A 13,378-nucleotide genomic window follows, 5' to 3' on the forward strand; every position below is an offset into this window, starting at 1 on the left:
GGCCGAACCCATTTTCACGCTTGGTGATTCGAGCATCCGCCATGCCGGTCGCAGGGGTGTGCGCACGCGGCGGAAAGACAGGAGCCCCCATGGCGATTCGGCGAGATCCACCGGGAACCCATCCGCCACTGGACTATCCGGACTACCGCTCGACCGCGTTGCGGCATCCGACGCGGCCGCCGGTGCCGATTCCGCACACGCGCACCGAGCTGACCGGCCCGGCACTGGGCGCGGATCTGGTCCGGCCCGGCGACAACGACCTGACCGCCGGACATCCGGGTGAACCTCTGGGTCAACGGATTCTGGTCTTCGGGACGCTGCGCGACGGGAACGGGCGGCCGATTCCGCACGCGCTGCTCGAGATCTGGCAGGCCAATGCGGCGGGACGCTATCGGCACCGCGCGGATCGGTGGCCCGCCCCGCTGGACCCCAACTTCCTCGGCGTCGGGCGGGTGCTCACCGATGCGCAGGGGCGCTACGAGTTCACCACCGTCAAACCGGGGGCCTACCCGTGGGGCAACCACCACAATGCCTGGCGGCCCGCGCATATCCACTTCTCGGCATTCGGGACGACCTTCGTCCAGCGGCTGGTCACGCAGATGTATTTTCCGGACGATCCACTGTTCGGACAGGACCCCATCTTCAATTCTGTTCCGGCTCACGCACGTTCGCGCCTGATATCCCGGTTCAGTCTGGAGCGGACTCGGCCGCAGTGGGCACTCGCCTACGAATTCGACATCGTGCTGCGCGGCCCGCAGGCCACGCCATTCGAGGAGCCCGACCATGTTTGACGGAACCCCCTCGCAGACGGCGGGTCCGTTCCTTCAGATCGGTATGCACTGGGAACAGGGAGCTTTCATAGTCCCCGCCGAAACCGCCGAGGGGGTGTGGTTGCGCGGACACATCTTCGACGGGGCTGGGGTAGCCATACCCGATGCGGCGGTGGAGATCTGGCAGGCTGACCCGGCAGGGTGTCTCGGAAGCAAGGACCGGTGGCTGGGATTCGGACGCTCCGAGACCGCCGAGGGCGAATTCGCCTTCTACACCGTGGTTCCCGGATCGTTCGACGGTCAAGCGCCGCACCTCGGGGTGGCGGTGTTCGCGCGCGGACTGCTGCGACAGGTGTGGACCCGGATCTATTTCCCGGAGCACCGTGCGGCACAGGCGCGTGATCCGATTCTGGCGCTGGTTCCCGACGAGCGGCGCGCGACGCTCATCGCCGAGCGGACCTCGCAGGGGTACCGGTTCGATATCCGGTTGCAGGGACCGCTGGAAACGGTGTTCTTCGATGTCTGATGGGCTCTTCGACGGGGTGCTCGCGGCGGGACCGGTAGCGCGGCTGGTCGAGGATCGGGCCTGGGTTCAGGCCATGCTCGATTTCGAGGGTGCGCTCGCACTCTCCTCGGCCGAGGCGGGCGTGATTCCCGAACAGGCCGCCTTGGAGATCGAGAAACACTGCCTGGCAGTGGATTACGATATCGCCGCGTTGGGCGCGGCGGCGGCGACCATCGGGAACCCGGCCGGGCCACTGGTGCGCGAACTCGCTCGGCGAGCCGGGGCGTATGTGCATCTCGGCGCGACGAGTCAGGATGTCATCGATACGGCCGCGATGGTGGTGACCGCACGGGCCCTCGATGCGCTGATCGTCGAATTGCGTTGCTGTGCGGATCTATTGGATCGCCTCGCCGAGGAACACTTGGAAACCGTGATGGCGGGCCGCACGCTACTGCAACAGGCGCTGCCCACCACATTCGGTTTGGTCTCGGCCTGCTGGTTGAGCGGCGTCGCCTGCTGCTACGAACAGGTCGCTCGGGTGCGCGGCAGGCTCGCGGTGCAATTCGGTGGCGCGGTCGGGACGCTGGCCGCGCTGCGAGACAACGGAATTCCGGTGCTCGCCGGTGTGGCGCGGCGATTGGGGCTGGCCGAACCGGTGCTGCCGTGGCATACCGAGCGCGGGCGGATCGCCGAGATCGCGGGCGCGCTCGGGCAGGTGAGCGGCGCGGTGGCGAAGGTCGCCCGCGATATCGTCCTGCTCGCGCAGACGGAGGTCGGCGAGGTGCGCGAGGGCGGACCGGCGGGCGGATCATCCACCATGCCGCACAAGCGGAATCCGATCGCCGCCGTTCTTGCCGCGAGCGCGGCGGCACAGGCGCCGGGACTGGTCGCCACGCTGCTCGGCGCGGCGGCGCACGAACATCAGCGCGCCGCCGGAGCCTGGCACGCCGAATGGCGACCGCTCACCGAGCTGCTGCGCGGCACCGGATCGGCGGTGCACTGGTTGCGGCGCAGCCTCGAGCGGCTGGTGGTCGATCCCGCGCGCATGCGGGTCAACCTCGACGCCAGGGTGCTGACCGAACATATCGTGACGGAACTGGTTTCGATCTCGGCGATGGGCCGACAGGAGGCGGTCGATTTGATCGCCGCGCACGCGGACTCCGGAGATCCGGTCGAACGACTGGTCGCGAACCCGGCGATCGGGAGGCACCTCACTCACCGGAGAATTGCCGAATTGCTCGATCCCACAGGATATCTCGGCTGCAGCGCGCAATTCGTGGACCGAGCCCGCGCGGAATGGAGCCGACTGCGATGATCGCCCTGAATCATGCCGGCACCGTCCCCAACGAGCGACCGCCCGTGATCTGTCGCGGCACGCTTGCCGTCGAGCGATCTTCGATCGTGCTCACCCACCCGAGGGGAAGCCAGTGAACGACAGCGCGGACGGTATGCGGGTTCGGCGCGAAGTGCTCGGCGACGCCCATGTCGATCGGGCCGGCGCCGCCACCACCGAATTCACCCGCCCCTTCCAGGACTACATCACCGAGGCGGCGTGGGGTGCGGTGTGGACTCGCGACGGGCTGGACCGACGCACCCGCAGCTGCGTGACACTTGCCGTGCTCACCGCTCTCGGACACCGCGAGGAATTGGCCATGCATGTGCGTGCCGCCTTGCGAAATGGGTTGTCCCCCGCCGAGATAGGCGAGGTTCTGCTGCATACAGCGGTCTATGCCGGTGTCCCGGCCGCCAATACGGCTTTTGCCATCGCCCAAAAGGTGCTGAACGAGTTGTAGGCCCCGCTTCGAAGTCCGGGTGCGTCTCGTCGATCGGCGTGTCGCGGCCGAATCGCGGTTCGCTCGAAATCGCGTCTCGAATCGTGATCACCGCCGCGCCTATGCTGTCGAGAATCGCTAACTGAGATGGGCGTCACACTCGGGTGGGCGGTCCGACCGTCCACCGAAGAGGCAGGTATGTCTCGTATCGGGCTGGGCAGCAACGGATTCGCGGGGGCCGATGAACGTTGAAGAGTCGGAGCAACAACCCGTGCTGCTCGGTATGAGCGGGATCGTCAAAGCATTTCCGGGTGTGCGCGCACTGCGCGGTGTCGATCTGACACTGCGGCAGGGCGAGGTGCTCGCCCTGCTCGGCGCCAATGGCGCGGGCAAGTCGACGCTGATGAATATCCTCGCGGGCGTCTTCGCACCCGATGCGGGCGCCATCGAGATCGACGGCGTCGGGGTGCATTTGCGCGGACCGAAGGATGCGGCGCGGCACGGTATCGCGATGATCCACCAGGAGTTGAATCTGGTGCCCGAACTGTCCATCGCGGACAATCTGTTCCTCGGGCAGGAATTGCGCACCGCGCGCGGCACTCTCGACCGCACCACGATGGACGCCCGCACCCGCGAACTGCTCGCGACGGTGGGTCTGCGGCTCGCCCCGCGCCGCCTGGCTCGCGACTGTCGCCTTGCCGAGCAGCAGTTGATCGAGGTCGCCAAGGCTTTGAATCACCACCTGCGGGTCCTGGTGATGGACGAGCCGACCTCCGCACTCGCCGAAACCGAGACACAGCGCCTCTTCACCGTCATCCGCACGCTCGCCGCGCGCGGGGTCGGCATGGTCTACATCTCGCACCGCATCGGGGAACTCGCGCAGATCGCCGACACGGTGACGGTGCTGCGCGACGGAACCAATGTCGGCTCGCGGCGCATGGACCGGACCGATGCCGCCGAACTCATTCAACTCATGGTCGGCCGCCCGCTCGGCGAGTTGTTCGCTCGCCGAGCCGAACAGCACCCCGGCGGCGCCGCCCGCCTGCGCGTGGACGGACTCCGCACGCGCGGCAATACCGTTGCCCTGCACGACATCTCCTTCGAGGTCGCCGCGGGCGAGATCGTCGGCCTCGCCGGTTTGATGAGCGCCGGTCGCAGCGAAGTGCTCGAAGCGCTCTACGGCGCGACCCGCGAAATCGACGGCACCATCGAGGTGGACGGCCGCCGTTACCGGCCGCGCGACCCGCGCCACGCCATCTCCCGAGGTTTCGCGCTCGTCGCCGAGGACCGCAAGGCGCAGAGTCTGGTCCTCGGCAATACGGTGCGATTCAATGCCTCGCTCGCCGCCCTGGCCCGCTACCTGCGCCCGTGGCGCACGGTCGACACCCGCCGCGAACGGGCCGAGGTGACAGCGCAATTGGTCGCACTGCGGGTGCGGACCGCCGGTCTCTCCTCGGTCGTGGGCACCCTCTCCGGCGGCAATCAGCAGAAGGTCGTGCTGGCCAAATGTCTGCTCACCCACCCCTCGGTACTGCTCATGGACGAACCGACCCGCGGCATCGACGTGGGCGCGAAGGCCGAGGTGCACGCGCTGATGGACCGCCTCGCCCGCGACGGTGCGGCGATCCTGGTCGTCTCGTCGGAACTTCCCGAGCTGATCGGTATGTGTGATCGCATCCTGGCGCTATGTGAGGGGCGGGTCACCGGCGAATTCCACCGCGATCCGGCCCGCAGCGCACCCTTCGATCAGGAGGCGATCCTCACCGCGGCGATGGCTCGCCTCGTGCGCACCGGACCGAGCGAGGAGAGGTCGGCATGAGCGCGACGGACACCACCATTTCCGGCTCCCGCATTCGCTCGTGGTCGACCCGACTGCTGCCGTATCTCGGTGCCGCGCAGGGTTGTATCGGCCTGCTGCTGGTCATCGCGGTGGGCATCCTGACCAAGGGGCAATACTTCTGGAACCAGACCAACCTGACCAATGCCATCACCGCGTTCTCCTCGCGCGGCATCCTCGCCGTCGGTGTCACCCTGGTCATCCTGACCGCAGGAATCGATCTTTCGGTCGGGTCGGTGCTGGGGATCGGTTCGATGACCGCCGCCATGCTGCTGGTGCACCACGATCTCACCCCGTGGCTGATCGTCCCGGCCTGCGCGCTGGTCGGCGCGGTCTTCGGGCTGTGCAATGGGTTGGGCACCACGGTTTTCCGGATTCAATCCTTCGTCATGACGCTGGCGATGCTGTCCATCGTGCGCGGGATCGACCGGCAGATCTCGGGCAATGTGGCCCTCGGCACGGCGGTCGCCGACGAGAACGGGCAGCCCACCGCGCAGGCCGCGCGGTTCGCACTGCTCGGCACACCGGGTCACACCCTGTTCCAAGGCACCTGGCTGCCGCTGTTCGGCCGCGCCGGAATCGGCTATCCCGTCTTGGCTTTCGTCGCCGTCTGCATTGTCTTCCAGGTGCTGCTCACCAAGACGCGATTCGGCAGGCACATCTATGCCGTCGGCGGAAACCCCACGGCGGCCCGGCTTTCCGGTGTCAATGTGACGCTGGTGGTGGTCGCCGTGTTCACGCTGTCCGGGATGCTGGCCGGGTTCGCCGGACCGATCGACGCGGCCTACAGCGCCTCGGCGGATCCGCTCGCGGGCACCGGCTACGAACTGGACGCGATCGCCGCCGCCGTTATCGGCGGGGCGGGCCTGGCGGGCGGGAAGGGCACCATCACCGGCACTTTCGTCGGCGCGCTCATTCTCACGCTGCTCGACAATGTGTTGGGGCTCAACGCGATCAACACCAACGCGCAACTGATCATCAAAGGGTTGATCGTCATTGTCGCGGTGGTGCTGCAACGGCCCCAATTCTTTCGCGACCTCGCCGAACCCGTCCTCCGGCTGGTGCGCCGCCCGCCACCGCCCTCTTGATCCATCTCTGCGCAGAGGAGTTAGCAGTGTCTTCCCGTAACTTCGCCGGGGCGTTGCCCCGTCGCCTCGCCGGTGCGCTGCTGGCGCTGAGCACCGCGGCCGCGTTCGGCTCGGCCTGCGCCGCCGAACCGCCGAACGCCTCCGGGTCGGGCAAACAGTTCGTGGTCGGCTATTCGCAGTCCAACAATGCCGAACCCTATCGGGCGCAACTGAATCTGCAATTGCAGTACTTCGCCAAACAGCATCCCGACCTGAAGTTGCTGCCCATCACCGACGCGCACCAGGACAGCGCGACCCAGGTCAGCCAGGTGCAGAACTTCATCCAGCAGAAGGTCGACGCGCTGATCGTCTCGCCTAACGAGCCCGCACCGCTCACGGCGGCGGTGCAGCAGGCATGCGCGGCGCATATCCCGGTCGTCGTCCTGGATCGCAGTATCAACACCGACTGCTACACGGCCTTCATCGGCGGCGACAACTACGCCATCGGCAAACTCGCGGGCCAGGCCGCGCTGCAGGCACTTCCGAACGGCGGCAGCGTGGTCGAACTGCGCGGCATCCTGTCCGATCAGCCGCAGATCGATCGCGATCAGGGTTTCCGCGACGGGATCGCGGGCCACGACATCACCATCGTCGACCAGCAGGAGGCCAAGTGGCTCAAGGCCAATGCCACCACCATCACCCAGCAGTGGCTGGCCAAGGGCGACAAGATCGACCTGGTCTACGCGCACAACGACGATATGGCGCTCGGCGCGCAGCTCGCCATCGCGGGTGCGGGCCGGTCGATTCCGATCATCGGCATCGACGGACTGGCCATTCCCACCGGCGGCATCCGCGCCGTCCAGAATGGCCAGTTGCTCACCACCTTCGTCTACCCGACCTGCGCCGAACAGGCCGCCGATACGGTGGAGAGGATCCTGCACCACCAAGCCGTCGACAAGAAGCAGGCGCTGCCGACCACTCAGGTCACCAAAGACAATGCCGCACAGCTTTATCAGCAGAACGACATGTCCGGTAAGGTCGGCAAGTAGCAGGCGCCGCGGTCATCAGGTGTCGACCGGAGTGAGCAGCCGTTCGGGTTCGGGTTCGGGCTCCGGCGCGCGATCGGCCATATTCAGCCCCACCGCACAGGCCACGATCACCGCGCCACCGATCATGCCGCCCACCGTCGGCACCTGTCGATAGAACAGCAATCCGAACAGCAGCCCCCAAACGCATTCCAGGGTCAGCAAATTGCCGCCGTGCACCGGATCGACCCGGTCGAAACCGTAATTGATCAGGAATACATTGGCCACGTTGAGCAGTCCGGCCACACCGACCGCGGCCCACAGCAGACCGGCCGACCCGTGCACCGCCAACCGGGGCAGCCCCTCCCCCTGCAGCAGCGACGTGATCGCCACGCCCAGCGCACCGAAACCGACGGTGAGCGCGGTGATCTCATGATTGTTGAGATGGCCGCCGTGCCAATCGCGCCCCAGATAGCTGAACGAGATGGCCACCATCGCGACCAGCGCGATCACATTGCCGCGATTCATCGACAGCAGCGCGCCGCCCGAGCCGAATCCCGACAGCAGGGCCACCCCGACCACCGAACCGCCCAGAAAGCCGATGCGCGCCACCGTGACTCGCGCTCGGCGCAGCAGCAGACCCAGCGCCGAGACCAACGGCAGCGCCGCGATGAAGGACACATCACTGACCGAGGTCAGCGTGGCCGCCTTCGAAAACAGCGTGGTCCCAATGACATACAGCAGCGCGGCGCGCGCCGCGATCACCAACAGTTCACGGGGACCCGCGCGCAGCACCGCGCGCCAGCGGATCCACCGGCCGAAAGCGACCACCGCGATGAGGAAGGCCGCGCAGGAGCGAAGATAGACCTGCTGGGTGATGGTGAACCCGCTGTCGAGGTAGCGCGCGAAAACCGTGTTCATCGCGAACGATGCGGTCAACAGCACCAGTGCCCCGACGCCCCGCAGATCGATGACCTGGTTGCGACGAATGATCATGGACCCGTCTATGCCACTGTAAGTACTCACGGGGCCACCCTTGCACGCAGTGCGCGCAGGTCGCCCGGAATCCTCGACGCGCGCCCGCTGCGGAGATACCGTCGAGACAACGGGTTGTGCGGGTGCGGCGCAGCCCATCCCCATCCGGCCTATCGCAGTAGGCCACATCATCGATCTGGAGACAAACGTGGACAGCCGGCACAGCCTCGCGTGCGGCCGGGATATCGCGCGCGAATTAGCGACGGCGGGGGGCTCGGATTGGGAGGCGGCGCAGGCGATTCGCGCGCGCTGCGGCGTCTCCGCGCTGCGCGCGCATCGGATGGCGCGCGGCTACACCCTCACCGAGGTGGCCCGCCGTTTGCAGCAGGTGCTCACCGACCGCGGCATCGCGTGCTCCGGACTGTCCCACCAAAGCGTTTCCCGGTGGGAAACCGGACTCGACATGCCCTCCTACCAATTCCTGGACGCGCTGTGCAGGCTGTATCGGACCAGACCCGATCGGCTCGGATTCGGCAGCGACTACAGCGGATCCGACGAACCCGCCCCCGCGCGGCGCGGACTGCCCAGCACCGCCGGTGCGACGGTGCGCGCGCTCGAGGAGGGTGTCGAGCGCAGCGGCAGACTCGTCTACATACTTCCCCCTTCGGAGTACATTCCGGCCCGCATTCGGGAACTGGCGACAGTGCAGCAGTTGCTGCTCGGCGAACATTCGGCCGAAACACAGCGCAGGCTGCGCCGAGTGGAGGCGCTGCTGGCCGGATTCGTCGCCTTCCGCCTCAATGACGTCGCCGATATGCACGACACCTTCCCGTGGTTCTACAAGTCGCGCCGGGCCGCGCGCCGCGCGGAGGATCCCGCGCTGGAAGCCTGGCTGCACGGACATCTCGCGCACGGTCACGAATGCTATCGCCACGCTCTGGACCAGGGCCTCGCCGCCGCCCGCTCGGCACAGACCGGCGACGGCGACAAGGCAAGCGCCGCCAGGGTGTTCGGGCTGGTGGTCGAGGCGGGCATTCAGGCCCGCATCGGGCGGCGACGCGAAGCGCTCACCGCGCTCTCGGCCGCCGACCGCATGTTCGAGGCGCTACCGCCCCGTGCCACCGCCGAGGACAATATCGGCACGTCGGAATACATTCTGCGCTGGCATCAATCCCACGCGTTGAGTTCGATCGGCGAGTGGCGTGCGGCCGAGGAGATTCGCGGGCGGGTACTGGAACTGCCCATGGCGCACCGCGATCAGGTCGGCCGCGCACTGCTCGACCTGGATATGGCCGCGCTACTGGAACGCCGAGGTGAACTCGATCGCGCCGCCACCCTGATCCGCCAGGTCTGGCATCGCCTGCCCACCGAATTACGGGTCGGGCAGGTGCGACGCAATGTGTCCCAGTTGGTGATCGCACTGCCGAATCGGGTGCGCGAGAACATCTTCGAACACTGAGCCGGCCCGCTCGAATCGAATAGCGCCAGGCCCTAGCCCGCGAGCCAGGCGCGAATCCAATCGCGGGCGATGCGGCGGGCGCGGTCCGGGGAAACTCGGGTCGGGCCGGTGAGCACCGCCATGGACAGGCCGTCGAGCAGGGCGAGCAGTTCGGCGGCGGCATCGCGGGATTCGGCGAGGCGACCCCGGTTGGTGCGGGCCAGCAGGCGGGCGAAGATCACCTCGGATTCGCGGCGATGCTCGCTGTGCAGTTCGGCGATGCGGCGGTCATGGGTGGCGCGGGTGGACATGGCCAGCGCCAACCGCGAGAGCCGGTCCTCGGGACTGGGCGGCAGCAGCGCCTCGATGCGGCCGATCAACTGTTCGCGCGGACCGAGTTCGGCGATACCCCCCTGGCGCACGCGCAGATTCGTCTGGGCGTGATGCCAGGCACACACCAGCAGATCGGTCTTGGTCGCGAAGTGGTACTGGACCGTGCCGATGGACACATTGGCGCGGGCGGCCAGATCGCGAATGCTGACCCCCTCGATCCCGGTTTCGGCAATGGCGTCGGACAGCCGATCCAGCAACTGACCGCGCCGGTCGAGGACACGGGTTGCGGCGGGTCGAACAGCCATCGAACTGCGCTCCTCTCCTGCGTCGAGGCACCACCGTACCGCCGCGAACACCCAGCGTGTTCCCAGCGGCGGGACGGTCAATAGCGCTGCGCGGCACCGTAATTGCCGGGCAGAAATCGAACCTGTCGGTGGGCTCGCCTACTTTGAACGCCATCGCGACCCCCAACGGGAGGCAAACATGGTCTCGAATCCGATTGCGGATCCACCGGATCCGACCCAACTGGCCGTCCTCGGCGTGCTGCCCGCCGTCGCCCCGCGCAAACTGGCCAAGGTGCCCTTCGTGGAACTGGCCGACGGCAGGTTGCAGGGCGTGGTGTCCAGCGGCTCCGACCTCGCGCGCGTCTATGTGGCCTCGATCACCGCGAGCAGCCACGGACTCAGTTGCAGCACCAACAACAATCGCCCCTGCGGCGGCCTCAACGGCGGCTACGCCTGCAAACATCTGGATTCGCTCGTCGCCGAGGCGGTGCTGCAATACGGTCACCAGCGGGTGGCCCGCTACCTGCGCGTCGAGGTTCCGGAGGGAGAACCGATCATGAGTCACCTGAACGGCGCCCGCGACCCCGCGCCCGCCGCGGCGGTCTTCAGCCGGTTCCTCAGGCACCTGTCCTACCTGGAGCTACCGGGCAGCACCATCCCGATTCCGGAATTGCAGTGGTTCCCGGCGGGGGTGGCGCGCTGATGCTCCCCCTGCAGTTGAGCGCGCTGCTCACGGCTCCGGAGGGAGTCGAGGCGGTACAGGAGGCGGTGCGCGGTTTCGACGCCGTGCTGGTCACCGGATTGGCCCGCGTCGATGAGGAGCAGTCGGCGGGGATGGCAGCGCTGGCCGGCGCGGTGGCCGGATCGCCGCTGGGCGCGCCGGTCGCCGAGGCGGTGGCGAAGGTCAGCACCGGAGCCATCGCGCCGGAACAGCTTTCGGCGTTGGCCGCAGGTCGGGCGGCACTGCTCGGCGCGGTGCACGACGCGTTGCTGGCGCAATTCGACACCGCCTTCGGTCGCTCCAGGGCCGAATGGGTGCCGCCGCAGAGCGCGCCCGCCACACCGAGTCCGGTCGCCGTGGGTTGCCGGGCGTGGCTGGGCGAGTTGGCCATAGCGGGCTGGCGCGGTGTCGACCAGGACCTGGTGGCCTCGGCCGATCGCACCATCGAGGCGCTGCTGGCCGAGCCCGCGCTGCGGCGGCTCGCGGTGCTGCTCGACGGATTCGCCGCCGAACTCAACGCGTCGAGCCCCATCTCGACGATGAACCTGGTGCCCGCGCGCCGCTGGGCCGATATGTGGGCGCGGGCGCTGCTGCTCACCTGGCGCGGCGCGAGCGCCCCTGCCGCGGAAACGGTTTCGGGGCGGTTGCTGCCGCTCGGCGTCGATGTGCACGAGCACGGTACCGCCGTGCAGGCACAGATATACGGGGTGCTGGAATGCGCGGGCGCGCCGAATCGCCGGGTGCGGGTCAGCGTCGCGGCGACGAAGGTGGACACCATTGTCGGCGCCGCCGTATGGCAGGTGCTCGGGGGGCATCCGCGCCTGCTCACCGCACTGGCCGAGCATCGCGGTCTGGATATCGCCGAAATGCCTTTGGTGGCAGGCGATCTGATCTGGGACGACGAGCGGGTGAGCGTCGCCGACGCGGCCGATCCCTTCGCCACGGCGGCCGTGCGGTTGTCCGGCGCGCAGGCGCCGGCCGTCGCACCGCTGGATCGCGACCCGGTGCACATCGCCGAGCCGGTCTTCGTGGAGAACTGCCGAATCAAAGACGGCACACTGGATTTGGACGGATATCGGATCGCGGTCGATCTCGACCTGCCCGGCTGCGGGCCACTCACCCCGGCCGCCGTCAACGGATCATCGGACCTGATCGGTCTGCTGCGCTGGGATGCCGGGCGCTGGTCGCTGCGGCCGCTCGCGGTGCGCCGCACCGTCAAAGGACAGCTGGTCGTCCTGCACAACGGTGACTGGGCCTGCGGCCCAACGGATCCGAAAGTCGCCAAGGCGCAGGCCAAGTCGGGCGACGCGGTAGCGGTACTGCGCGAGCGGGCAGGACGGTTGCTGCGCAAATGAGCACCAGTGACGAAACCCGCCGCCAGGTCCTCTACTGGCGCCTGCTGTCCGGAATCTTCTCCGAGGATCCGCACCCCGCACTCGAGACCGCGAGCGCGGGCATCGTCGAACAGACCGGTCTCCCGGTGGCCCTGCTGGATCCGGGCATCTCCATCGACAATGTGGTGCAGCGGTTTCCGGAACTCCGCGCCGAGTTCGAGGCGCTGGACATGAAAGGCGATCCGGACGGGGAGACATCCGAACCCATTGGCGCACAGGATGTTCGCACCGCAGCGCTGGCCTCGAAACTGCTGCTGAACATCTTCGCCACCGGGCGCGGCGCGGTCAGCGCGGACCAACTGTCGGGCTGGCAGACCGATGCCGCCTGGCTGCGCCGCGGTCTCGGCACGGACCGCAGCGGCGAATTGCAGGGCGTCCTGGCCGATGTGGAGGCCGATATGGTCGCCAGGATGCGGCTGCGCGAGGTGCTGGCCGATCCGGCGCTGTCCGCGCGGCTCACCCCCAGCATGTCGCTCATCGAACAACTGCTGCGCGACAAGCACAACCTGTCCGGCGTCGCACTGGCAAATGCCAAATCGCTGATCCGCCGCTTCGTCGACCAGGTGGCCGAGGTGCTGCGCACCCAGGTGCGCCAAGCGAGCGCGGGCGCCATCGACCGCACCGTCGCGCCCAAGCGCATCCTGCGCAATCTCGATGTGGACCGCACCATTTGGAAAAACCTCACCAACTGGAATCCCGCGGACGAGCGCCTCTACGTGGACCGACTGTTCTACCGGCAGACAGCCAAGCGCACCCTGCCCGCTCGAATGATCGTGGTGGTCGACCAGTCCGGCTCCATGGTCGACTCGATGGTCAACTGCACCATCCTGGCCTCCATCTTCGCGGGCCTGCCGAAGGTGGATGTCCATCTCATCGCCTACGACACCCGAGCCATCGACCTGACACCGTGGGTGCACGACCCCTTCGAGGTGCTGCTGCGCACAAATCTCGGCGGCGGCAATGACGGCCCGGTCGCCATGGCCATGGCCCAACCCAAGATTTCGGACCCCAAAAATACTGTGCTGGTGTGGATTTCGGATTTCTACGAATTCGACCGCTCCCAGCCGCTGTTCGAGTCCATGGAGTCGCTGCACCGCTCGGGGGTCAAACTCATCCCGGTCGGCTCGGTGAACAGCTCCGGCAGCCAGAGCGTCAACCCGTGGTTCCGCGATCGCTTCAAAAGGCTCGGCACCCCGGTGATCTCCGGACGCATCCAGAAACTCGTGCACGAACTCAAGAACTTCCTCGACTAGGAGA

General features: G+C 67.5%; 13 protein-coding genes. 11 read left to right on the forward strand and 2 right to left on the reverse strand.

Features of this window, described 5'->3' with window-relative positions; all coding sequences use genetic code 11:
- Positions 1 to 89: 89 nt before the first annotated feature.
- The 7 genes from pcaH (at position 90) to D5S18_RS02505 (ending at position 7,000) form a co-directional block, all read left to right on the forward strand.
- The gene (pcaH, locus tag D5S18_RS02475; RefSeq protein ID WP_120037538.1) at positions 90 to 791 is read left to right on the forward strand and encodes a protocatechuate 3,4-dioxygenase subunit beta; all 702 of its coding nucleotides are present in this window, start codon (positions 90 to 92) and stop codon (positions 789 to 791) included.
- A complete protein-coding gene (gene pcaG, locus D5S18_RS02480; protein ID WP_120037540.1) occupies positions 784 to 1,296 on the forward strand; it encodes a protocatechuate 3,4-dioxygenase subunit alpha in 513 nt (170 codons plus the stop codon). Before pcaH ends, pcaG begins: the two co-directional genes overlap by 8 nt.
- Positions 1,289 to 2,590, forward strand: a complete 1,302-nt coding sequence (gene pcaB, locus D5S18_RS02485; RefSeq protein ID WP_120037542.1) for a 3-carboxy-cis,cis-muconate cycloisomerase — start codon at positions 1,289 to 1,291, stop codon at positions 2,588 to 2,590. Before pcaG ends, pcaB begins: the two co-directional genes overlap by 8 nt.
- A gap of 112 nt (positions 2,591 to 2,702) precedes the next feature.
- Positions 2,703 to 3,068 carry a 4-carboxymuconolactone decarboxylase gene (pcaC, locus tag D5S18_RS02490; protein WP_239003484.1) on the forward strand — a complete coding sequence of 122 codons (366 nt, stop codon included), beginning with the start codon at positions 2,703 to 2,705 and terminating at the stop codon, positions 3,066 to 3,068.
- 220 nt (positions 3,069 to 3,288) lie between these two features.
- The gene (locus D5S18_RS02495) at positions 3,289 to 4,866 is read left to right on the forward strand and encodes a sugar ABC transporter ATP-binding protein (RefSeq protein ID WP_120037544.1); all 1,578 of its coding nucleotides are present in this window, start codon (positions 3,289 to 3,291) and stop codon (positions 4,864 to 4,866) included.
- Positions 4,863 to 5,972, forward strand: coding sequence for an ABC transporter permease (locus D5S18_RS02500; RefSeq protein ID WP_120037546.1), 1,110 nt, complete (start codon positions 4,863 to 4,865; stop codon positions 5,970 to 5,972). The genes D5S18_RS02495 and D5S18_RS02500 overlap by 4 nt, the downstream gene beginning before the upstream one ends.
- Positions 5,973 to 5,998: 26 nt before the next feature.
- Positions 5,999 to 7,000 (forward strand): substrate-binding domain-containing protein, encoded by a 1,002-nt coding sequence (locus tag D5S18_RS02505; RefSeq protein WP_120037548.1) that lies wholly within the window; start codon positions 5,999 to 6,001, stop codon positions 6,998 to 7,000.
- Positions 7,001 to 7,015: 15 nt separating this feature from the next.
- Here D5S18_RS02505 and D5S18_RS02510 read toward each other — a convergent pair whose 3' ends face one another.
- Entirely contained in the window at positions 7,016 to 8,002 is a 987-nt protein-coding gene (locus tag D5S18_RS02510; protein WP_158607779.1) for a DMT family transporter, read from the reverse strand.
- A gap of 157 nt (positions 8,003 to 8,159) precedes the next feature.
- Here D5S18_RS02510 and D5S18_RS02515 point away from each other — a divergent pair, with 157 nt between their 5' ends.
- Positions 8,160 to 9,410, forward strand: a complete 1,251-nt coding sequence (locus tag D5S18_RS02515; RefSeq protein ID WP_120037552.1) for a helix-turn-helix domain-containing protein — start codon at positions 8,160 to 8,162, stop codon at positions 9,408 to 9,410.
- A gap of 32 nt (positions 9,411 to 9,442) precedes the next feature.
- Here the strand turns inward: D5S18_RS02515 and D5S18_RS02520 are convergent, their stop codons facing one another.
- Complete coding sequence (locus tag D5S18_RS02520; protein ID WP_147403824.1) at positions 9,443 to 10,027, reverse strand: TetR/AcrR family transcriptional regulator; 585 nt, start codon at positions 10,025 to 10,027, stop codon at positions 9,443 to 9,445.
- A gap of 178 nt (positions 10,028 to 10,205) precedes the next feature.
- Between D5S18_RS02520 and D5S18_RS02525 the strand changes: the two genes are divergently transcribed.
- Genes D5S18_RS02525 through D5S18_RS02535 form a run of 3 tightly spaced genes read left to right on the forward strand, consistent with a single transcriptional unit; the run spans position 10,206 to position 13,374 of the window.
- Positions 10,206 to 10,709, forward strand: coding sequence for a hypothetical protein (locus D5S18_RS02525; protein ID WP_120037556.1), 504 nt, complete (start codon positions 10,206 to 10,208; stop codon positions 10,707 to 10,709).
- Positions 10,709 to 12,082, forward strand: a complete 1,374-nt coding sequence (locus D5S18_RS02530; RefSeq protein WP_120037933.1) for a hypothetical protein — start codon at positions 10,709 to 10,711, stop codon at positions 12,080 to 12,082. Before D5S18_RS02525 ends, D5S18_RS02530 begins: the two co-directional genes overlap by 1 nt.
- On the forward strand, positions 12,079 to 13,374 hold the full coding sequence (locus D5S18_RS02535; RefSeq protein WP_120037559.1) for a vWA domain-containing protein: 1,296 nt from the start codon (positions 12,079 to 12,081) through the stop codon (positions 13,372 to 13,374). Before D5S18_RS02530 ends, D5S18_RS02535 begins: the two co-directional genes overlap by 4 nt.
- Positions 13,375 to 13,378 lie beyond the last annotated feature (4 nt).

This window comes from Nocardia panacis (assembly GCF_003598715.1).
Taxonomy (GTDB): Bacteria; Actinomycetota; Actinomycetes; order Mycobacteriales; family Mycobacteriaceae; genus Nocardia; species Nocardia panacis.

Excerpts from the sequence above, each read along its gene's own strand:
- pcaB (WP_120037542.1), top strand. The coding sequence starts at position 1,289 with ATGTCTGATGGGCTCTTCGACGGGGTGCTCGCGGCGGGACCGGTAGCG.
- D5S18_RS02535 (WP_120037559.1), top strand. The coding sequence starts at position 12,079 with ATGAGCACCAGTGACGAAACCCGCCGCCAGGTCCTCTACTGGCGCCTG.
- D5S18_RS02495 (WP_120037544.1), top strand. The coding sequence starts at position 3,289 with ATGAACGTTGAAGAGTCGGAGCAACAACCCGTGCTGCTCGGTATGAGC.
- pcaG (WP_120037540.1), top strand. The coding sequence starts at position 784 with ATGTTTGACGGAACCCCCTCGCAGACGGCGGGTCCGTTCCTTCAGATC.
- D5S18_RS02520 (WP_147403824.1), bottom strand. The coding sequence starts at position 10,027 with ATGGCTGTTCGACCCGCCGCAACCCGTGTCCTCGACCGGCGCGGTCAG.
- D5S18_RS02530 (WP_120037933.1), top strand. The coding sequence starts at position 10,709 with ATGCTCCCCCTGCAGTTGAGCGCGCTGCTCACGGCTCCGGAGGGAGTC.
- pcaH (WP_120037538.1), top strand. The coding sequence starts at position 90 with ATGGCGATTCGGCGAGATCCACCGGGAACCCATCCGCCACTGGACTAT.
- D5S18_RS02500 (WP_120037546.1), top strand. The coding sequence starts at position 4,863 with ATGAGCGCGACGGACACCACCATTTCCGGCTCCCGCATTCGCTCGTGG.
- D5S18_RS02525 (WP_120037556.1), top strand. The coding sequence starts at position 10,206 with ATGGTCTCGAATCCGATTGCGGATCCACCGGATCCGACCCAACTGGCC.